This is a genomic window from Hyphomonas sp. J20-32 (assembly GCF_055808555.1).
On the sequence record NZ_CM147873.1, the window covers coordinates 2,135,263 to 2,154,675 of the forward strand.

At 60.6% G+C, this 19,413-nt stretch carries 16 protein-coding genes; 14 read left to right on the plus strand and 2 right to left on the minus strand.

All coding sequences use genetic code 11. The features are described 5' to 3' along the window. The first annotated feature begins 2 nt into the window (after positions 1–2). Positions 3–1,337, plus strand: coding sequence for an efflux RND transporter periplasmic adaptor subunit (locus AC0L7I_RS10495; protein WP_473396378.1), 1,335 nt, complete (start codon positions 3–5; stop codon positions 1,335–1,337). A 77-nt stretch (positions 1,338–1,414) separates the two neighbouring features. Here the strand turns inward: AC0L7I_RS10495 and AC0L7I_RS10500 are convergent, their stop codons facing one another. After that, positions 1,415–2,728 carry an erythromycin esterase family protein gene (locus tag AC0L7I_RS10500; protein WP_473396379.1) on the minus strand — a complete coding sequence of 438 codons (1,314 nt, stop codon included), beginning with the start codon at positions 2,726–2,728 and terminating at the stop codon, positions 1,415–1,417. Further along, a complete protein-coding gene (locus tag AC0L7I_RS10505; protein WP_473396380.1) occupies positions 2,728–4,041 on the minus strand; it encodes a phosphoribosyltransferase family protein in 1,314 nt (437 codons plus the stop codon). The genes AC0L7I_RS10500 and AC0L7I_RS10505 overlap by 1 nt, the downstream gene beginning before the upstream one ends. Positions 4,042–4,223: 182 nt before the next feature. On the opposite strand from AC0L7I_RS10505, the gene AC0L7I_RS10510 reads away from it, so the two are divergent. From AC0L7I_RS10510 to AC0L7I_RS10570, 13 genes are all read left to right on the plus strand, one after another. After that, on the plus strand, positions 4,224–5,954 hold the full coding sequence (locus AC0L7I_RS10510; RefSeq protein ID WP_473396381.1) for an adenosylcobalamin-dependent ribonucleoside-diphosphate reductase: 1,731 nt from the start codon (positions 4,224–4,226) through the stop codon (positions 5,952–5,954). A 145-nt stretch (positions 5,955–6,099) separates the two neighbouring features. Next, complete coding sequence (locus AC0L7I_RS10515; RefSeq protein WP_473396382.1) at positions 6,100–6,339, plus strand: hypothetical protein; 240 nt, start codon at positions 6,100–6,102, stop codon at positions 6,337–6,339. After that, the gene (locus AC0L7I_RS10520) at positions 6,339–6,593 is read left to right on the plus strand and encodes a hypothetical protein (protein ID WP_473396383.1); all 255 of its coding nucleotides are present in this window, start codon (positions 6,339–6,341) and stop codon (positions 6,591–6,593) included. Before AC0L7I_RS10515 ends, AC0L7I_RS10520 begins: the two co-directional genes overlap by 1 nt. 15 nt (positions 6,594–6,608) lie before the next feature. Further along, a complete protein-coding gene (locus AC0L7I_RS10525) occupies positions 6,609–8,294 on the plus strand; it encodes an N-acyl-D-amino-acid deacylase family protein (protein WP_473396384.1) in 1,686 nt (561 codons plus the stop codon). Beyond that, the gene (locus tag AC0L7I_RS10530; RefSeq protein WP_473396385.1) at positions 8,291–9,253 is read left to right on the plus strand and encodes an alpha/beta fold hydrolase; all 963 of its coding nucleotides are present in this window, start codon (positions 8,291–8,293) and stop codon (positions 9,251–9,253) included. Before AC0L7I_RS10525 ends, AC0L7I_RS10530 begins: the two co-directional genes overlap by 4 nt. Next, positions 9,250–10,758: an NAD(P)/FAD-dependent oxidoreductase gene (locus tag AC0L7I_RS10535; protein WP_473396386.1), complete on the plus strand. Its 1,509-nt coding sequence runs from the start codon at positions 9,250–9,252 to the stop codon at positions 10,756–10,758. Before AC0L7I_RS10530 ends, AC0L7I_RS10535 begins: the two co-directional genes overlap by 4 nt. Before the next feature lie 24 nt (positions 10,759–10,782). Next, positions 10,783–11,496: a TetR/AcrR family transcriptional regulator gene (locus tag AC0L7I_RS10540; RefSeq protein ID WP_473396387.1), complete on the plus strand. Its 714-nt coding sequence runs from the start codon at positions 10,783–10,785 to the stop codon at positions 11,494–11,496. Between the two features lie 343 nt (positions 11,497–11,839). Beyond that, positions 11,840–14,200, plus strand: coding sequence for a TonB-dependent receptor domain-containing protein (locus AC0L7I_RS10545; RefSeq protein ID WP_473396388.1), 2,361 nt, complete (start codon positions 11,840–11,842; stop codon positions 14,198–14,200). Positions 14,201–14,301: 101 nt separating this feature from the next. After that, complete coding sequence (locus AC0L7I_RS10550) at positions 14,302–15,978, plus strand: alkaline phosphatase D family protein (protein ID WP_473396389.1); 1,677 nt, start codon at positions 14,302–14,304, stop codon at positions 15,976–15,978. A gap of 89 nt (positions 15,979–16,067) precedes the next feature. Beyond that, on the plus strand, positions 16,068–16,295 hold the full coding sequence (locus tag AC0L7I_RS10555; protein ID WP_473396390.1) for a hypothetical protein: 228 nt from the start codon (positions 16,068–16,070) through the stop codon (positions 16,293–16,295). A gap of 83 nt (positions 16,296–16,378) precedes the next feature. Continuing rightward, on the plus strand, positions 16,379–16,645 hold the full coding sequence (locus AC0L7I_RS10560; protein WP_473396391.1) for a DUF4212 domain-containing protein: 267 nt from the start codon (positions 16,379–16,381) through the stop codon (positions 16,643–16,645). Between the two features lie 5 nt (positions 16,646–16,650). Then, positions 16,651–18,438 carry a sodium:solute symporter family protein gene (locus AC0L7I_RS10565; protein ID WP_473396392.1) on the plus strand — a complete coding sequence of 596 codons (1,788 nt, stop codon included), beginning with the start codon at positions 16,651–16,653 and terminating at the stop codon, positions 18,436–18,438. A 31-nt stretch (positions 18,439–18,469) separates the two neighbouring features. Further along, a complete protein-coding gene (locus tag AC0L7I_RS10570; RefSeq protein WP_473396393.1) occupies positions 18,470–19,270 on the plus strand; it encodes an LOG family protein in 801 nt (266 codons plus the stop codon). Positions 19,271–19,413 lie beyond the last annotated feature (143 nt).

Genomic DNA, 19,413 nt, shown 5'->3' on the forward strand with positions numbered 1-19,413 from the left:
CCATGTCCAAATCGCGAATGACCTTTTGGGGGGCGCTCGCTGCGTTGCTGGCGGTGCTCGCGCTATGGGCGTTCTGGCCAAGAGCCGTTCCGGTCGACGTGTTTGAAGTGTCGAGCGGACCGATGGATGTATCGATTTCGGATGAGGGTGAAGCCCGGGTCCGTGACTTGTTTGTTGTCTCCGCGCCAGCGGGCGGCCAGCTTTCCCGTATCGACATGAAAGCGGGCGACTGTGTTCGGGCCGGGACGACTGTGATCGCGTCCGTCTATCCGATCGCCGCGCCGACAATCGATGCCAGAAGCGCAGCCCAGCTCCGGGCAGCGGCTGGGTCCGCGCGGGCAGCCGTGACAGCAGCCGAAGCCGACTTGCGCCGCCGGCGTGCGGACCAGCAACGGGCCGGGGATGACCTGAGCCGAGTCCGTACGCTCGCCGAAACAGGAACCGTATCGCAACAGGCATTGGAACGTGCCGAAAACGAATATCGCACCCTGTCCGCTGCAGCGCAGCAGGCCCATGCGGCATTGGACCTCGCCCGCTACGAAGTCAGCCGGGCTGAAGCGGCTCTGATGCCGGCCGGTGCAAGCGCAAGCGGTGAAGGTGTGCCGGTCAGGGCGCCGATTACCGGAGTTGTCTTGCGAGTTATTCGCGACAGCGAAGGCCCCGTGTCAGTGGGCACACCTTTGGTCGAAATCGGCGATCCTGATGACATAGAGATTATGGTCGACCTGCTTTCCGAGGACGCCGTCAGCGTCAAGCCGGGTGATGTCGTCCGTATCCGCGGGTGGGGTGGAGGCACGCTGTCGGGGCAGGTGCGCCTGGTAGAACCCTATGCATTTACAAAAATATCGGCGCTCGGCATCGAAGAGCAACGCGTCAATGTGCTCATTGAAATGGACGGTTCGAAGCGGCGTCTTGCTCATGGGTTTCGTGTGCGCACGGATATCGTTGTCTGGTCAGCGCCTGATGTTGTGCGTGTACCGATGACAGCGCTGTTCAAGTCAGGAGCCGACTGGTCTGTCTTCCGGATTGAGCGTGGCCGGGCGCGCCTGACCAGGGTTGATGTCGACCATATAAACGGACATGCCGCCGAGATATTGTCCGGGCTTGACCAGGGTGACCTGGTCATCGAGCATCCTTCAAGGAACGTCGCTGACGGCGTCAGGGTGAAACACCGGTCGCTCCGGACAGGTGACGTGGTTGAGGGTCCGGTAAATGGGGACAATGGCGGCACGCCTGTGTCCGACGGTATAACGGCTTGTGAAGGCTCCGGACGCGGTATGGCAGAGCGGCCCGGCCTGGAAACGAGGTCGGACGGCCAGGTGGCGACCAACGAGTAATTTGGTCGCTCTGGTCCAACTGCCACAACCGTTGCGGTTGGACCGACCGGCATTCCGCAGAAATTTGATTGAATGCGTCACAGGCCGTAGGGATAGGTGTCCGGTGCGCCTTCGGGTGCGGCGCCGAGCAGAGGCATGACCGCCTCTGTCTGTTCGAACCATGCGATGGCGTCGAACTGCCGACCGAGGTTCGCTTCGAAATAATGGCTCCAGCGCTCGGTCTCAGGCCTGTAGATAACACCGATTGCGCGCTCAAGGCGGACTTGGTCCAGAACCTTCTGCAGGGCGGGATCATTGCGCCAATTGGTAAAGCTGGCGCGGCAGCCTGCCTCCTGGAACACGCGCTCCCATGAATCCGGTCGCGCAGGGGTCACGCGCTTAACGCGTGACGGGCCGCCCCAGTCATCAGCGGCCAAAACAGTACCTGTGCTTGTCGAGAATCCTATGGACACGACGTCTTTGCCAAACCGGTCGCGGCACAGTTGACCAATATTGTATTCACCGCGTTCGCCCATGGCCGTGGCACCGGCATTGCCGATGTGTGAATTGTGCGCCCAGACGATAGCTTTTGAGTTAGGGCCGGCTCGGTCCAGCAGCCGTGTCAGCGTCGAAAACATGTGTGTATCTCTCAGGTTCCAGCTATTCACGGACCCCTGGTACATGGCGCGATAATATCGTTCGGCGGCCCAAACGACGCGGGCATTCTGTTCCGCGTCGAAAAACGCGTCGCCATCTTTTCTTGAATATTCCAGTCGTTCTTCAAGCAGGTTCACCAATTGCCGGACAACTTTCTCTTCACAGGTGTCGCCGGTCTTGACCGCCTGTGCGCCGTAAGTCTGGGGTTGGCCGACAAAGGGGGACAGGCAGGCATAGCGTTCGCGGGCTGTCTCGGCGGCGACAGGGTCAACGCGGTCGAGGTATTCCAGAACGGCCGCGATTGACTTGTCGAGGCTGTAGACGTCCAGGCCCCTTATGGCGACCTGGTCGCCTGTGGGGCGGCCATTGTTCCAGTCGCGAAGCGCGTGGAGACAATCTGCGAACTCCCGGTTGCGCCACATCCAGCGGGGAAAGTTCACGAAGGCGTCTCGCTCGCCCCATGGTTCGCGCGCCCGTACGTACCGGTCCAGTTCAGCGGCGTCGGGCCAGTCGCCCTCGATGGCCACAATCCGGAACCCGTGGCGGGCGACCAGTCGTTGGGTGATGGCGGCCCGGGCGCGATAGAATTCCGAGGTGCCGTGAGTGGACTCGCCCAAGAGCACAACCCGCGCATCGGCGAAGCTGTCGGCTGCTTCGGCCAGTGCACCATAGGGGTTCTCTGCAGGCAGACGAAGCGATTTGGCACGGATCAATTCCGACAGGCCATCGCCAGAGATTTGTCTCGAGACGTTCATCAGCTTTTTCCAGACGCGGCGCCTGGTTGGCGAGATTTTGATGCGGCGAGTATTTCGATGACTTCATCGTCGGCCAGTTGATGAAAATCCCGATAGAATCGCCCAACCGAGTCGAAGCGATCGGGTGCGGCGAGCACGATAGCCTCATCCACGAGTGCGCCCAGAGCCCTGACTGTATCGGGGCCTGCGACCGGCACCGCGATGATGACTTCAGCGGGCTTTCGTTTTCGAACAGCGAGGATGGCCGCGCGCATGCTGGCGCCGGTCGCGATGCCATCATCGACCAAGATGGCAGACCGTCCTTCGGCGTGGACTGGTTTGCTGCCCGGAAGATAGATAAGGCGCCGGCGTTCAATCTCCTTCAGTTCAGCTTTGGCGAGTTGTTCAACCTGGCGCTCGTTCATGCCTGTCGCACGCATGACGCCTTCATTGGTCACGATGTCGGGGCGTTCCCCGTCGACGACAGACGCGGCAGCGAGTTCCGGCTGGGTAGGCACGCCGATCTTGCGCACCATAAGGAGGTCGAGCGGGGCGCCCAGCGCATCGGCAATCGGTCTTGCGACCGGCACGCCGCCGCGTGGCAGGGCGTAGACAACCGGATTGGTCAATTTCCGCCGGGCCAGTACCCGCGCCAGAAGGGAACCTGCCTGTTCCCGGTCGGTGAACGGGAGCGAGACCGACTCGTCGGGCGAGAGATGTTTCAGAAACCAGGCGCCGGTCACAGCCAGGACATGGTCCAAGGTGCCAGGTTCCTCGAACAAGTGGCCTGCGTTGGGGATGACGATCAAACGTCGTTCGCAAGACATGCGACCGGACGCTTTCTCGTTCAACTTGAGCACGTCGTGATCGTTTCCGCCGATCACAAGCAGGGTCGGGGCCTTCACATGGGGCAGGGCGTCACCTGCGAGATCAGGACGACCGCCCCGCGATACGACGGCCTTCACATGTGGAGAGGCGGCCGCAGCTACAAGCGCAGCGCCCCCGCCCGTGCTGGCACCGAACAGGCCAAGGGGCAGAGAGCTGAGTCGCGGCTGCGTTTGGGCCCAGTCGATGGCGAGGCCGACCCGGCCAGCCAGAAGGGGAATGTCGAAAACATTGCGACGGTCGCGTGCTTCGTCATCTGTCAGAAGGTCGAACAGGAGTGTGGCGAACCCGAGCTGCTCGAAACTGCGCGCGGCATGTGCATTTCGCGGGGAATGGCGGCTCGATCCACTGCCATGCGCAAAGACAATCAATCCGTGAGCATCGTCCGGTACAGTCAGCAGGCCCGCCAGGCCAAGGTCGCCGATCCGGATATCTTCTGTCTTGGACATAGCATCGTCCTCATCTGCAGGGGCATGCTTATTCAATTCATGGATTTCCGTGACGCGTGTTGATGCTGATCAATGAGGCGCGCTTGCTGAAGGGCATGGGTGACCGTGCGGTTGTATGTGGACACTTATGGTAAGGGTGTCTGGAGTATCGAATACGTAACTGTTCAGGGATGCCAACGCACATGAACCGCTATCCTGCCCCGATTTCGGAAGACATCTGGAATCAGAAATATCGCTTCGGAGCCGAAGCGGACATTGAGGATACGTGGCGGCGCGTTGCAGGCGCCGTCGCATCGGTAGAGCCGCATGACCCGGGTGAATGGCAAGCGCGCTTTCTCGACATCCTGTCGGGCTATCGCTTCCTGCCCGGTGGACGCATTTTGGCCAATGCCGGAACGGACAGAGCGGCGACCTTATTGAATTGCTTCGTGATGGGCGTGCTCGACGATTCCATCGAGGGCCTGTTCACAGCGCTGCGCGAAAGCGCTGTGACTTTGCAGCAGGGCGGTGGCATCGGGCTGGATTTTTCCCCCATTCGTCCGGCGGGGTCAGCCGCGCAGCGCACGGGAAATATTGCCAGCGGCCCGGTATCGTTCATGCGATTGTGGGATGCGATGTGCGAGACCGTAACGGCTCACCGCGGGCGCAGCGGCGCGATGATGGCGACGCTACGTTGCGATCATCCGGACATAGAAATGTTTATCGATGCCAAGCGGGAAGGCGGTGGCCTTTCCCACTTCAACCTTTCGGTTCTGGTGACGGACGATTTCGTACGCGCTGTCGATTCAGGCGAAGACTGGTCTCTGAAATTCCGTGGCGAGACGGTCCGGGTTGTGAAAGCCGCCGCGCTTTGGGAGAGAATGCTCAGATCCAGCTACGAGTCCGGTGAGCCGGGTGTCCTGTTCATTGACCGAATCAACAGGGAGAACAATCTTGGCGATGCCGAGCAAATATGTGCGACAAATCCCTGCGGCGAGGTGCCCTTGCCGCCCTATGGCGCCTGCGATCTCGGCTCGATCAACCTGACACGGTTTGTAAGCCGCCCTTTCACACATGATGCGGAAATCGATTTTGAGCAACTGACGGAGACTGTACGCACAGCCGTCCGGTTCCTCGACAATGTTCTTGATGCGTCTCAATACCCACTTGAGGCGCAGGCGGCCCAAGCCGCTAACAGTCGGCGGATCGGCCTCGGTGTGACAGGGCTGGCTGACGCTCTTATCATACTCGGGATTCCTTATGGCAGCGCGCAAGGGCGCCAACTCGCAGGCCGTATTCTGGAGATCATGCGGAACGAGGCCTATCGGGCCTCGATAGCGCTTGCGCAGGAGAAAGGCAGCTTCCCCTCGCTGAAGGCTGCCGATTTCCTGGCGCGCCCCTTCATTCGTGGTCTTCCCGAGACGCTGCGTGAAGGCATCCGAACGAACGGAATACGCAACAGCCACCTCCTTGCACTCGCACCGACGGGGTCGATCAGCCTGCTCGCCGGAAATGTGTCGACAGGGATAGAACCATGTTTTGCCGGGTCGGTGCAGCGCCGGATCAGGCGCCCGAGTGGCAAGTACAATTCAGTCGCGCTTGACGACTACGCCCTGGGCCTCTGGCACGACCGGGATGGCGGTGGCCCGTTTCCCCCGGCTTTTGTCACTGCGAACGAACTCTCCCCGAACGACCATCTTGCCATGCAGGCAGAGGCGCAAGGCTTTGTGGACAATGCAATCTCGAAAACGATCAATGTGCCGTCGAGCATTCCGTTTGACGAATTCCGGAACGTGTATCGCAAGGCGTACGAACTTGGACTGAAGGGTTGCACGGTCTATCGGCAGGGTAGCCGAGGCGCTGACATTCTAACTGCTGCAACAGGGGACGAGTGTGTTTCCGGGGCCTGCTGGACCCAGCAACGCGCGGATTGAGCGCTGTTGAACCACGGAAATTCGGATGTGTGGGCCGGGCCCATCTTGCTTTTGATCCTCGACGATATTCCCGGCATTCCTCTACGGCATCCCTTGTCATAAAATTAGAACGCGTTCTAATTAGAAAAACAACGGAGCTTTCTTCATGCCGGTCGATAACCTCTCTCGAGTGCGAAAATCCATTCTCCCTACAGAGGGAGATACGTGGAGCATCGTCGCCGAACGCGAACTTCCGAATATCCCCCTGGAAGAGGCTCTGGCCAAGCTGCAGAGCTGGAACCTGCACGTCTTCATGCGGGCCGCAGGGGCGATGGCTGCGCCGGGTGGAGGCAATCCGATCCTGCCAAGCGATGTCGTTTTCATCGAGCCGCCGCTGGCGACCTGATGAGCGGCGCTGTCATCAGCCGGGTGCAACTCGCCGCCGCCCATGATGGCGATGCCGAACTTGTGGTGACGCTCCGCTATGAAAATGGTGGCGAGTCGCTGGTGCCGCTGGATGAACATGCCGTGCGGGCCCTGATGGAATCGTGTGGCGCAACTGGTCCTGACGATCTGGTCGGGAAAGGGTGGGGACACGTGCGCGACGCGCTGGAAGTGGCCTCGAACAGATTTATGAATTCGAATTCAAACGCTCAATGAGAGAAGGGTCTGGCAATGTATGATCTTGTCATCAGAAACGGAAAAGTCGTCGATGGTTCAGGCGCACCTGCATATGAAGCAGATGTCGCGGTCAACGGGAACCAGATCGTCAAGATCGGGAAAATCACCGAGCCGGCTCGATCTGAAGTCGACGCTGCCGGCAAGGTCGTGTCGCCCGGCTTTATTGATCCCCATACGCATTTTGATGCCCAGCTCTTGTGGGACGGGTGTGCCAAGCCTGCACTGTCCCATGGTGTGACCACCATTGTGTCCGGGAACTGTTCCCTGTCGCTTGCGCCGCTCAAGGCCAAGCACCGGATGAGACTGGTCGGCATGTTCAACCAGATCGAAGAGATGCCATTGAAGGCCTTCAAGGAAGGCGTGGTCTGGGATTGGGAAACCTTCACGGACTATATCACGCGCATCCGCAAGGGCCTGGCGATCAATGTCGCGCCGCTGGTCGGCCACAGCGTCATCCGGCTCTGGGTGATGAACGAGGCCGCAACGGAGCGGACCGCGACGGACGCTGAAATCGCTGAGATGCAGGGCGTCCTGCGTGAGTGTCTCGACGCAGGCGCCGTCGGCCTGTCGACCAGCTATGTCGACATGGACGAACGGCTGCAGCCAGTGCCGAGCCGGTACGCCGACGCGCGCGAAGTCGATGCGCTGGCCAGCGTGCTCGGTGAGTATGGCCGGGTGTTGCAGATCGTGCCGGAATTCTACGACGCGGACCTGACGATCGCACGTCTCGACCAGCTGGCTGACCTGTCGTTGAAGTACAATATCCCGACAACTTTCTCGCCCCTGTTCGTCAATGCAGACAATGTCGATGCCGTCGAGCGCGTCATGAAGCGTGTGGACGAACAGTTTGATCGTGGTGCCCGTGTCTGGCCGCAGGTCCAGACGCGTCCGATCGATATCAGCTTCAGCTTCGCGGTTCCGAGCCTGTTGTTCATGCGGATGCCGACCTGGTACCGGATCATACGCTTCGGCACGCCGGCGGAAATCATGGCCGCGTTCAGTGACCTGGAGAACCGCCCGAAACTGGTACAGGAAGCATCAGCGCTCGGGCCGCTCTGGCCAACGCTGATTTTCCGGCATGCAAATACAGAGGCGAACCAGAAATATATCGGCCAAACGCTTGCGGAGATAGCCAAAGCGCGTGGAACGACGCCAGTCGAAGCGATGATTGACCTGTCGCTGGAAGAGGAACTTGATGCACATTTCCTGTCATCCGGCATGGGACACAATGACGACAAGGCTGTCGGCGATCTGCTCAATCACCCTCGCGTCCATATCGGCGCCAGCGATGGCGGGGCCCATATCCTGTCATTCTCGACCTATGGCGACACAGGATACCTCTTCTCGCACTTCGTCCGGGACCTGGAGACCATGAGCCTTGAGTCTGCCGTGAAGAAGATCACGTCCGATACTGCGGGCATCTGGGGTATTCCGCAGCGGGGTCTCCTGAAGGAAGGCTATGTCGCCGATATTGCGGTGTTCGATGCATCAACCATCAAACGTGGTGAAGAGAAGTTCGTGAATGACGTTCCGGGTGACGGATATCGCTATGTGCGGGATTCCCACGGCGTGGAAACGGTCATCGTTGGCGGCGGTATCGCCTGGTCGGCCAAGGATGGCTACAAGGATACCTGTGGTGAAATCCTTCCCGGCGTTGAAACGAAGAAGGTTGCCGCATGAGCTGGCCGGGCATTACCGAGCGCAAGATCGCCACCAATGGAATAGAGCTCAATATCGCCGAAGCCGGCGAGGGGCCGCTTGTCCTGCTTCTGCATGGGTTTCCGGAGTCCTGGTATTCCTGGCGGCATCAGTTCAAGCCGCTCGCAGAGGCTGGCTATCATGTGGTCGCCCCCGACATGCGGGGCTATGGCAAGAGCGACAAGCCGTCAGAGATAGAGGCCTACAACCAGGTTGAAGTCGTCAATGACATCATCGGGCTCGTGCCTGCGCTTGGATATGAAACAGCCGTTGTCATCGGGCATGACTGGGGCGCGCCGACGGCATGGGCCACGGCGTTGCATCATCCCGGCGTCGTCCGTGCCGTGGGGGCGCTGTCGGTGCCGTTCATGCCGCGGTCTCCCGTTCCGCCGATGGCGATGATGCGTGAAGTCTACAAAGGCCAGTTTTTCTACCAGCTCTACTTCTTCGAGCCGGGTGTGGCTGAAGCTGAATTCGAATCTGACATCCGCATGGCCTTGAAGAAATTCCTCGTTATGGCGGGCGGTGAAACAGATCTGTTGGCCCTTCCGCCGAAGCAGGAAGGTGACGACATGTTCTCCAGCCTTCCCGATCCTGAAACGCTTCCGGCATGGCTGAGCGAGGCCGACCTGGATTTCTATACCGGAGAGTTCGAGCGTTCGGGCATGCGCGGACCGCTCAACTATTACCGCAACCATGACCTGACCTGGGAACTGACGAAGGACGGGCCGACAACGATTTCGCAACCGGCATTTTTTGTCGCCGGCAAAAATGATGGCGTGATCATGATGGCTGAGGAACTTCTCAAGATCATGCCGCAATTCGTAACCGACCTGCGCATCAACAAGTTGATCGACGGGATCGGGCACTGGACGCAGCAGGAGGCGCCCGAGGCCGTCAACGAGTCGATCCTGGCCTTTTTGAGTGACCTCGACGGATGACGGAAACAGTTGCCGTTATCGGTGCAGGGATCGGCGGACTCTGTACTGCACTCACACTGGCGCCGACCGGCCGGAAGGTCGTGATTCTGGAACGCGATGCGTCGCCGCCCAGCGACGATCCAGACATTGTATTCAACGAATGGCGCCATACCGGTGTCGGGCAGTTGCGCCAGAGCCATGCCTTCCTCGCCCGGCTGCGTACCATCATCAAGACCGAGCATCCGGTCCTGCTGGAGGAATTGCTGGCACTTGGCGTGCGGGAACTGCCGTTCGAAGCCATGCTGAGTGAAATGCAGCGCGAAACCTATGAGCCCGTACCCGACGACGCAGAGCTGACCATCATCACAAGCCGCCGGACGACGCTTGAACTGGCGATGCGGCGCTATGTGGAAAAACTGGAAAACGTCAAGATCCGGTCAGGCTTCAATGTCCGCCGCCTGGTAACCCGCAAAGGGCAGGACGGCGCGGTCGATGTGCTTGGCGTAACGGGAGATAATGGCAGCGAAGAGGTGACGGTGAATGCGGACGTCATCGTCGACGCGTCCGGCAAGGGCGGCTTCCTGATCGACCAGGTCATGGAAGAAAGCGCCAATACGTTCGAAGAAAAGGAATCGGCCGGAATACTGTACTTCACGCGTCACTACCGGCTGAAGCCCGGCATGGACGAGCCGTCGCGGACAGAAAATCCCCCGGCCACCGGTGATCTCGGCTTCGTGAAATTCGGCGTCTTCCCGGGCGACAATGGCTGCTTCTCGATCACGCTTGCGATCCCGGAAGTCGAAATGGAACTGCGCAAGGCCATCCTGAATCCTGACCTTTTCCACGCCATGACGCTTCTCCTGCCGGGCTTGAAGCCCTGGACGAACGCGGAGCGCTCCGATCCGGTAGGGCGGGTGCACGGGATGGGCGACCTGATCAGCCGGTGGCGTGAGCTTGTGGTCGACGGCAAGCCGGCCACACGGCGCTATTTTGCGCTGGGTGATACGCTTGTCCGGACCAATCCGCTATATGGCCGGGGCTGTTCGTTCGCTGCCGCGAGCGCGCAATTATTGCGGCAAACACTCGATGAGAGTACTGACCCGCAGGCGCGTGCCCTTGCGTTTCACAAGCGCCTTCATGCCGAGCTGAAGCCATATTATATCAACCAGCGCACACAGGACCGCGCCGCCATCAAACGCGCGCGTCAGGCGCTGACGCCAGGCTATCGCAAGAGCCGCCGCGCAAAGCTGATGCAAAGCTTCTTCGAAGACGGCGTCGGCATTGCCGTTCGCTACGATATCGGCCTGATGCGGGAGGCGATGCGCGGGTTCCATATGCTGGAGCACCCGAACAAATGGCTCGGCAAGCCTCGGAACCTCGCCAAAGTGCTTTACTACTGGATGCGGGGGAAAAAGCGCAATGCGGTCGCCTACCCACCCAAGCCAGGCCCCGAGCGGCTCGAGATGATGAAGGCATTGTCTTTGGACTTTCAGGCCGATATCGACCGTATCGCGCAGGGTGCCTGACGCAGGAAAGACGGGAATCGACACATGCAGGCTGACGAAACGGGAAAGCGAGAGCAGGCGAAGGCAGAGCGTCGGTCACGCATCGTCCATGCCGCGCGCGATCTCATTCGTGAGACCGGCGATACGAACCTTTCGATGCGCATGATTGCCAAGCGGGCAGACGTCAGCCTGGCCACGCCCTATAATCTCTTCGGTTCAAAGCACGCCGTTGTTCTGGCAGTGTTTGAGGACGAGCGCGATTTCGCAGAACGGTTCAGCCGTTTGAAGGCGGCCAATGCGATAGAGCGCCTGTTTGATGCCCATGCGCTGGCGACGAGCTACTTCACCGATGATCCGGATTTCTACAGGCCGCTCTGGAAGGCGCTCCTGGATGCTCAGGGAGCGAACGAAACGGGACTGGCCACTCCGGAGCGGCTGGAGCAGAACCGCGAGGCGTGGCAAGCGCTTCTGGACGCGGCCCAGAAGGAAGGCTTGCTGGACCCGGCCGTGCCGTCGGACTTGCTAGAAAGGACGCTGTCCCTCTTCGCCAATGGGGTGATGCTGTCCTGGGCCATGGGTGTGCTGCCGACGCGCGACCTTCGGCCATCGTCGGCGCTCGGATATGCCCTGGTCCTGCGCGGATCGGCGACCGACAAGGGCAGGCAGATACTGGACGCCCATATCCAGAAATACCAGACCATGCTGCGCCGATCGAATGAGACCTCGACGACACGGCGCCGGGTAACGCTGAATACGTGATCCTGCCCGGGCCTTGATGCGGAACCGGCCGGTCATCGACCGAGATTTCATTCGAGAATCAACGAGGGCGGGGACGCTTGCGGACCGGAATCACGTTCGTCGTGTATTCACTCCGCAACGCCCCTTTGTCTGGACCTTGTGTGAACTATTCATCAAATTCCTAGATCCCCTCGCGCCGTGCGCGCGACTGTCATCTGTGCGTCACCAATAGGTCGTAGCTGGCTCCAACAGCCGCACAAACCGGCCCGGGCAAGGGAGTCCGGGAGGTAGACGCGTTGGTCCGGGACCAACGTGAACGGGCTTGTGCGTGCCTGGGTCAAACGTATTCCACGAGGGGAAAATCATGAATACATATTGGAAGACCGGCCTGCTGGCCGGAGTTAGCCTGAGCGTCGTGCTTGGTGCCGCATATGCAGATGACGCCGCAGAATCGCCTGACACGGCCCGGCAGCTGGACACGGTCATCGTGCTTGGCGCGCAGCAGACCTATTCGTCGGCCGAGTCGACAGACGCCATGGCATTGCAGCAGGCGCCCGTCACCAGCATCCTGGCGCAGATCGACAACCTGCCGGGCGTGCAGGTTCAGGAAGGTGACGCTTTCGGTTTCGACGACTGGTCGACAGGCGTGGCCGTTCGCGGCTTCCAGAACAATCTCGGTGAGCAGCAGGTCGGCATCACGATCGACGGACTGCCGAACGGCGGATCGAATTATGGCGGCGGCGCCAAGGCCAACCGCTATATCGACACGCAGAATGCCGGCGCCATTGAAGTGTCACAAGGCACAGCCGATATTGCCACACGTTCGAACGACGCCCTTGGCGGCACGCTGAACTTCACGACTCAGAACCCGCTCGATGAACGCCGCATCCGCGTCTCGGCCTCGCTGGGCGATTTCGACTCCCAGCGCTTCTATGGCCGCTATGACAGCGGCCTGCTGGCCGACAACAAGACAAAGTTCTGGGTCTCCCTGTCGACCCAGTCGGCTACCGACCATGTCAATCGCTCTGCCGAAAACGAGCGCGACCATTTTGCCGCGAAGTTCCAGACCGAGCAGTTCGGAATCGATTGGACCGGCTATGTTTCCTACGACGATACGCAGGAAGACAATTACCAGCGCCTGTTTTCGCCGGACGAGTTTGCGGCGGACCCGAATTCGGACCGGCTGACGGCCGAATGGACGGGCATTCCCTATATCGACCAGCTCTACCGCAAAGGCTGGTCGACGCTGCGCGAGAACAGCCTGATTTACCTCAAGGGCGAAAAAGAGCTGTTTGACGGCTTCCGCGTTGAAGGCGGTATCTATCGCCATGACAATGATGGCCGCGGCGACTGGGTGCCGCCTTACCTGGTCGGTGCCGGCGACTATGCCGGGCAGTTCTCGATCGTGGGCGGCGAACCGGATGTGCGGTTCTACTTCACCGATGCGGCGGGCAACGCCCTGTCGCCGGAAGCCGGCTGTGTATCGTCGATCACCTTCCCGTATGGTGGCGCGGGCCCGGAATACGACCCGGCCTGCTATCCGGCTGGTTCGATTGGCGTGCAATCCTATCGTCACACGCACTACCAGAAGGAGCGCACCGGGCTCTATGGTGACTTCGAATGGCAGACACCGTTCGGCGAAGGCTTTGACAACACGGTACGCGGCGGGATCTGGTATGAGGACGCGACGCGTTACGAATACCGGGACTGGCACAAGGTCAACGATACGCGCGTTGGATACGAATTCGATCACACCGCCTATTGGGTGCAGTATAGCCGCGAATTCCCGCAATCGACCTTCAAATGGTATCTCGAAGACGTCGTCAAAGTGTCTGACTTCTCGTTCCGCCTGGGCATGAAACAGTTCAGCAACGAGATCGAGCGGGCCGACAAATTCTCGCCGGACGATGCCGACCTGAACTTCAAGGTGTCGAGCGATTCCGATGTCCTGTTCTCGGGCGGCGCCGCCTGGACGCCGAGCGCCCTGCCGGGCGTTGAAGTGTTCGCCGGATATGCCGAGAATTTCAAGGCCATCCCTGACGGCGTGCTGGAAGTGCTCGCACCGGGTGGTGCACCCGATCCGGAAACAGCCGAGAACACGGAAATCGGTATCCGCTATGTCGGTGACCGCCTGCGTGGCTCGGCGGTCTACTACGACTCGACCTTCGAGAACCGCCTGTTCCCGGCGCCCACGGAATCGGTCAGCGGCATCGATTACCTTGAATCGTCCAATGGAGGCTACATCAACGGGGGCGGTATCGACTCCAGCGGTTTTGAAGTGGCTGGGGAGTTCAACGCCAGTGACAACTGGTCGTTCTTCGGATCGTACACCTACAATGACTCGACCATTCTTGGCACCGGCGACGCGGTGCTCGACGCGGCGGTCGGTATATACGCCGGGAACCAGGTTCCGGGTATTGCCGAGAACATGGCCGTCCTCAGCGCGGACTATTCAGAGGGCAACTTCTTCGCTGGCCTTTCGACGAAATGGGTCGATGACCGCTTCGTAAACCTGTCCAATACCTGGACGGCGGACAGCTATTACGATGCCGACCTCTATGCCGGTATTTCAGGCTCGGCCCTGTCGGACGACCTGTCGAACGTCGAGTTCCGCCTGACCGTGAACAACCTTTTCGACGGAGACTGGCTGGCCGGCATATCGGGCGGCGGCGCCTGGATATCGGCTCCGCGCACGGTCGTGTTCACCATGACAGCGGACTTCTAGTCGATTTGTATGTTGAGAAGGCGGGTCCTGCCGGGCCCGCCTTTTTCATTTCCCATTCCCCATATCATGCCGCACGGTGCGGCTAAGCCGAGGAGGCTGACATGCCCGAACTGGATCGCCGACAGACACTCGCCCTGATTGCCGGGGGCACGCTTGGCGCCTGCGCCACACCTCAGGGCGCTGAGACGGTGCCCGGTACGTCAGCGCTCTTCGAACACGGCGTGGCCAGTGGCGACCCACAGACCACGAGTGTGGTCCTGTGGACGCGGGTGAGCACTGATGCGGGTGACATTGCCGGGCTGTGCCAGGTAGCAAGCGACAAGGCCTTCACCGAAATCGTTGTCGAAATGAGCGTCGCCGCCCTCGCCGATGTCGACCATACGGTGAAAGTTGTCCCGGAAGGGCTGATGCCGGGGGCGACATATTATTACCGCTTCCTGTTCGACGGAGGCGTGTCGCCGGTTGGCCGGACGCGGACCCTGCCTGAAGGCGCGCTGGACAGGCTGGGCATCGCGCTCGTCTCCTGCTCGAACTATCCGTTCGGTCATTTCAACGCCTATGACGCGATTGCCCGCGACCCGGCAATCGATGTGGTGCTGCATACGGGCGACTATATCTACGAATACGGAGCTGAAAGCTGGGGCAGCGAAACCGGCACCCTTATCGGCCGCCTGCATGAACCAGCGCACGAGATCGTCACGCTGGACGATTATCGCCGACGCCACGCCCAGTACAAGGCGGATGCCGGGTCGCGCGCGATGCATGCGGCGCATCCCTTTATCGCCTGCTGGGACGACCATGAGAGCGCGAATAATCCCTGGACGGGCGGCGCACAGAACCACCAGCCGGACACGGAGGGTGCGTGGGAGGCGCGCCGCGCTGCCGCGATCCGAGCTTATTATGAATGGATGCCGATCCGCGAGCCTGAGCCGGGGTTCAGCCGGGCCGAATTCTGGCGTACCTATGTGTTCGGCGACCTGGCGACACTGGTAACACTGGAATCGCGTCATACGGGACGCGGGCAGCAAGTCGACTACAGCGCCTGGTACGAGACCATCACGTCGCCAGAGGTCCGCGATGCCTTCATGCAGGACGTGATGAACGATCCGGCGCGCAGGATGATTTCACCGCGCATGGAGGCGGCGCTTGGCGAGGGATTGGCGCGGTCCGTGGCAGCGGGCCAGCCCTGGCGGCTGATCGGCAATGCCAGCCCGATCGCCCGCATGCTTGTGCCCGACGTCGCCGCGCTTGGCATTGACCCGGCCAGGGCGCCGAAGGGCGAAGCGCCGGGTGACGGTCCGAACTTGTTCTGGAAAGGCCAATGGAACCTGCCTTTCTATACCGATACATGGGACGGCTATCCCGCCGCACGGGAGGCCTTCTATGACCTCAGTCGCGAGGCCGGGGCCGAAGACCTGTTGTTCCTGACCGGCGACAGCCACAGTTTCTGGGCGAATAGGGTGAGCGACGGCGAGGGACGGCCAATGGGGCTGGAACTCGGCACGGCGGGTGTGTCTTCTCCGGGGGACTTCGTTGATACCGGATGGGACATTGAAACTGCCGGAAAGCTCGACCGCATCTTTGAGCAATCGCTCGATGAAGTGCGCTGGACCGACAATTTCCATCAGGGCTATGTCCGAGTCGTGCTGACACGGGAGAAGGCGGACGTCGCCTTTGTGGCCGTCGACACGGTCCTCCTGCCCACCTACAGGACGGCCACTATTCGCGAAGAGACAGTCGTCAGGGATGGGAAAACGATTGTGTTTGCCGATAGCTGACCGTTTCCATGGCAGGCAACGCGGACTAGGGTGAACGCTTGTCTTCCAGCGGCATGCCTAGTGCAGGCCGGGCATGAAAGCGGTGGACCATGAAACACCATGCCATGATATCCCTCGGCCTCGTTTTGGGTGTTGCTTTCGCAGTGCGGCTGGCGCGGGCCATCCTGTCTCCCGGGCTGGGAATTGCCGAGGCCTACCTTGCCGGCGGGATGGTACTGTCGGTCTGGCTGATTGTCGGCGGCCTTGCCGAGTGGCGACACGTTCGCGCCAAACGCGCCGGTAGAGATGAATCTGGCCAGGACGAAGCCGAAAGTTGATCTGTTCATCTGCTTCGTGGCAGTGCAGCCTGTAGCGTGCGGGTTTCATCGCGCGACAAGATCAGGGTTATGGGAGGAAGAACATGTCGAATGATCCGGCTGAAATAGACGGGAAGGGCTATTGGCGCGCGGTGATCCGCCTGACTTTGTCCCTGCTCGCGATCTGGTTCATGGTTTCGTTCGGCGCGGGCATCCTGTTTCGCGACGTGCTGGACCAGGTGTCGATCGGCGGCGCCCCGCTTGGGTTCTGGTTTGCCCAGAACGGATCGATCTACGTCTTTGTCGCGCTGATATTCTATTATTGCGTCGCGATGCGCCGGCTTGAACGCAAATTCGGCGTAGAGGGGTGAGCGCGATGTCACAGGAAATGTGGACCTATATTTTCGTCGCCGGCACGTTCGCAATCTATATCGGTATTGCGATCTGGGCGCGGGCCGCATCGACAGACGACTTTTACGTCGCCGGTCATGATGTTCACCCCACTGTCAACGGGATGGCGACGGCCGCCGACTGGATGTCGGCCGCCTCCTTCCTGTCGATGGCAGGACTGATCGCCTTCATGGGGTATGGCGGCTCGGTCTACCTGATGGGGTGGACAGGCGGCTACGTGCTGCTGGCGCTGCTGTTGGCGCCGTTCCTGCGGGAATTCGGCAAGTTCACCGTGCCTGACTTTGTCGGCGACCGGTACTATTCGACGACTGCGCGGATGATCGCGGTCATCTGCGCCCTGTTCGTTTCGTTCACCTATATTGCGGGACAGATGAAAGGCGTGGGCGTCGCCTTTTCAGGATTCCTGGGAGTCGAGTTCAATACCGGCATCTATGTCGGCATGGGAATCGTGTTCGTCTACGCCGTGCTTGGCGGCATGAAGGGTATCACCTACACGCAGGTTGCCCAGTATTGCGTGCTGATCTTCGCCTATACGGTGCCGGCAATCTTCATCTCGCTGATCATCACCGGCAATCCGATCCCGCAGCTTGGTTTCATTTCCGACGTGAAGGGTGAGGACGTGTCGATGCTGGCCAAGTTGAACCAGGTCGTGACCGATCTCGGCTTCAAGGAATATACAAGCACCGACAAATCCATGTTCGACATGTTCGCGATTACCGGCGCGCTGATGTTCGGCACGGCGGGCCTGCCGCACGTGATTATTCGCTTCTTCACCGTGTCGAGCGCCAGTGCGGCGCGCGTCTCGGCTGGGTGGGCACTGGTTTTCATCGCGCTCCTGTATACGACGGCGCCAGCGGTGGCCGGCTTCGCGCGGCTCAACTTCATCGATACGGTCAACGAGTCGACCTATGTCGAAAGCCTCGACAATTATGATGCCGAGGCGGCGGCGATTGTTGCGGCTGGTGGGAAGCCGACGCCGAAATGGTTCAAGGACTGGGAGAAGACCGGCCTGCTCGCCGTCGAGGACAAGAATGGCGACGGCAAGGTCCAGTACCGGGCCGGCGCGGACAATGAAGTCACGCGGCTTGACCGGGACATTTTCGTGCTCGCCAATCCATCGATCGCCAACCTGCCAGGCTGGGTGATCGGTCTCGTCGTGGCAGGCGGCCTCGCGGCGGCCCTGTCGACAGCGGCTGGGCTGCTGATGGTGATCTCGTCATCGATCTCGCACGACCTGTGCCGGCGAACCCTGTTCAAGGGCATGGACGACAAGACCGAATTGCGGGTGGCGCGCCTGGCGGCAGCAGGCGCTGTGATCGCCGCGGGCTTCATGGGAATCTATTCGGCCCAGCTGGCCTTCGTGGCGCAGGTGGTGGCGTTTGCCTTCGGGCTGGCGGCAGCCTCGCTGTTCCCTGTGATCTTTCTCGGCATCTTCTGGAAACGGATGAACCGGGAAGGCGCGATTGCATCCATGCTGACGGGCCTTGTCCCGACCTTCCTTTATATCTGGCATTTCAAGATCGGAGCGGGGAAGGCGGCAGGCGCTGCTGACTGGTTCCTGGGAGTCTCTCCGGAAGGGATCGGCTTTGTCTTCATGTTCCTGTCCCTCGCCGTTGGTATTGTCGTGTCGCTGGTCACCAAGGCCCCACCGCAGGATATCCAGGACCTTGTCGAGGATATCAGGGTGCCGGGGACGCGGCGGTCCCATGGTATCGCGGACAGCGGCATGGCGCCTGTTGCCGACCACACGTGACAAGGCGCCGAATGGAAAAGGAGAAGGCTGGATGAACAAGCACGATCAGGAAGCCGCCTATCGCCTGGCGGCGCTGGACCAGGAATTCATCCTGGGCAATTCCATGCGCGGCGCGCGCTTCATGATGGAATATACCAAGGCCGAGGAACATTTGCGGGCGCAGAAGATCCTGTCGACAATCGTGGTGTTCGGCAGCGCTCGCGTGCGTGAGGATGGCAATGAGTGGCAGGCGCGTGTGTATGCGGCGGCGCGTGAATTCGGGCGGATCGCCTCGGCGCGGGGCGGCGCGCTTGCCGAGGAAGACGGCTGGCGGACCAATGTGATCGCGACGGGCGGCGGGCCGGGCGTGATGGAAGCGGCCAACAGGGGCGCGCAGGACGCCGGCGCTGTGACCATCGGGTTCAATATCGCCCTGCCGTTCGAGCAGGAACCGAACCCCTATATCACGCCGGACCTTTGCCTGCAGTTTCACTATTTTGCCATGCGCAAGATGCACCTGGCCATGCGGGCGCGTGCCCTGGTCGTGTTCCCGGGCGGGTTCGGCACGCTGGACGAATTGTTCGAATTGCTGACGCTCAACCAGACCGGCAAGGCCCCGAAAATGCCGGTCGTGCTCTATGACCGGGCGTTCTGGAACAAGATCGTGAATTTCGAAGCGCTTGTCGAAGCCGGGGTGATCGCCGAGTCGGATCTTGAACGTTTCAACTATGCCGACAATGCCGAGGAGGCATGGGAAAGCCTCTTGTCGCAGGGACTCTCGACCTATGAAGAAACCGAGAGCGGCGCAGAGATAGCCGTCAGGTCCGGCTGGGAACCCACGGGCATGATGTGACGCTCGCCGGCGTAGGAGCTTCCAGCGCCACAGGTTCCGCAAGGGAATAGATTTGCAGGGGGGAATACTGGGGTAAACTCGTTGCGAAGTGAGGCTTCGCGATGTGCGAGAGTCTCTGTGGGTTAACGGGCCGAAGATGCCCG

What these genes read in the sequence shown, in the direction of transcription:
- AC0L7I_RS10495 (WP_473396378.1), top strand. Translation starts at nt 3, where the DNA reads ATGTCCAAATCGCGAATGACCTTTTGGGGGGCGCTCGCTGCGTTGCTG.
- AC0L7I_RS10500 (WP_473396379.1), bottom strand. Translation starts at nt 2,728, where the DNA reads ATGAACGTCTCGAGACAAATCTCTGGCGATGGCCTGTCGGAATTGATC.
- AC0L7I_RS10505 (WP_473396380.1), bottom strand. Translation starts at nt 4,041, where the DNA reads ATGTCCAAGACAGAAGATATCCGGATCGGCGACCTTGGCCTGGCGGGC.
- AC0L7I_RS10510 (WP_473396381.1), top strand. Translation starts at nt 4,224, where the DNA reads ATGAACCGCTATCCTGCCCCGATTTCGGAAGACATCTGGAATCAGAAA.
- AC0L7I_RS10515 (WP_473396382.1), top strand. Translation starts at nt 6,100, where the DNA reads ATGCCGGTCGATAACCTCTCTCGAGTGCGAAAATCCATTCTCCCTACA.
- AC0L7I_RS10520 (WP_473396383.1), top strand. Translation starts at nt 6,339, where the DNA reads ATGAGCGGCGCTGTCATCAGCCGGGTGCAACTCGCCGCCGCCCATGAT.
- AC0L7I_RS10525 (WP_473396384.1), top strand. Translation starts at nt 6,609, where the DNA reads ATGTATGATCTTGTCATCAGAAACGGAAAAGTCGTCGATGGTTCAGGC.
- AC0L7I_RS10530 (WP_473396385.1), top strand. Translation starts at nt 8,291, where the DNA reads ATGAGCTGGCCGGGCATTACCGAGCGCAAGATCGCCACCAATGGAATA.
- AC0L7I_RS10535 (WP_473396386.1), top strand. Translation starts at nt 9,250, where the DNA reads ATGACGGAAACAGTTGCCGTTATCGGTGCAGGGATCGGCGGACTCTGT.
- AC0L7I_RS10540 (WP_473396387.1), top strand. Translation starts at nt 10,783, where the DNA reads ATGCAGGCTGACGAAACGGGAAAGCGAGAGCAGGCGAAGGCAGAGCGT.
- AC0L7I_RS10545 (WP_473396388.1), top strand. Translation starts at nt 11,840, where the DNA reads ATGAATACATATTGGAAGACCGGCCTGCTGGCCGGAGTTAGCCTGAGC.
- AC0L7I_RS10550 (WP_473396389.1), top strand. Translation starts at nt 14,302, where the DNA reads ATGCCCGAACTGGATCGCCGACAGACACTCGCCCTGATTGCCGGGGGC.
- AC0L7I_RS10555 (WP_473396390.1), top strand. Translation starts at nt 16,068, where the DNA reads ATGAAACACCATGCCATGATATCCCTCGGCCTCGTTTTGGGTGTTGCT.
- AC0L7I_RS10560 (WP_473396391.1), top strand. Translation starts at nt 16,379, where the DNA reads ATGTCGAATGATCCGGCTGAAATAGACGGGAAGGGCTATTGGCGCGCG.
- AC0L7I_RS10565 (WP_473396392.1), top strand. Translation starts at nt 16,651, where the DNA reads ATGTCACAGGAAATGTGGACCTATATTTTCGTCGCCGGCACGTTCGCA.
- AC0L7I_RS10570 (WP_473396393.1), top strand. Translation starts at nt 18,470, where the DNA reads ATGAACAAGCACGATCAGGAAGCCGCCTATCGCCTGGCGGCGCTGGAC.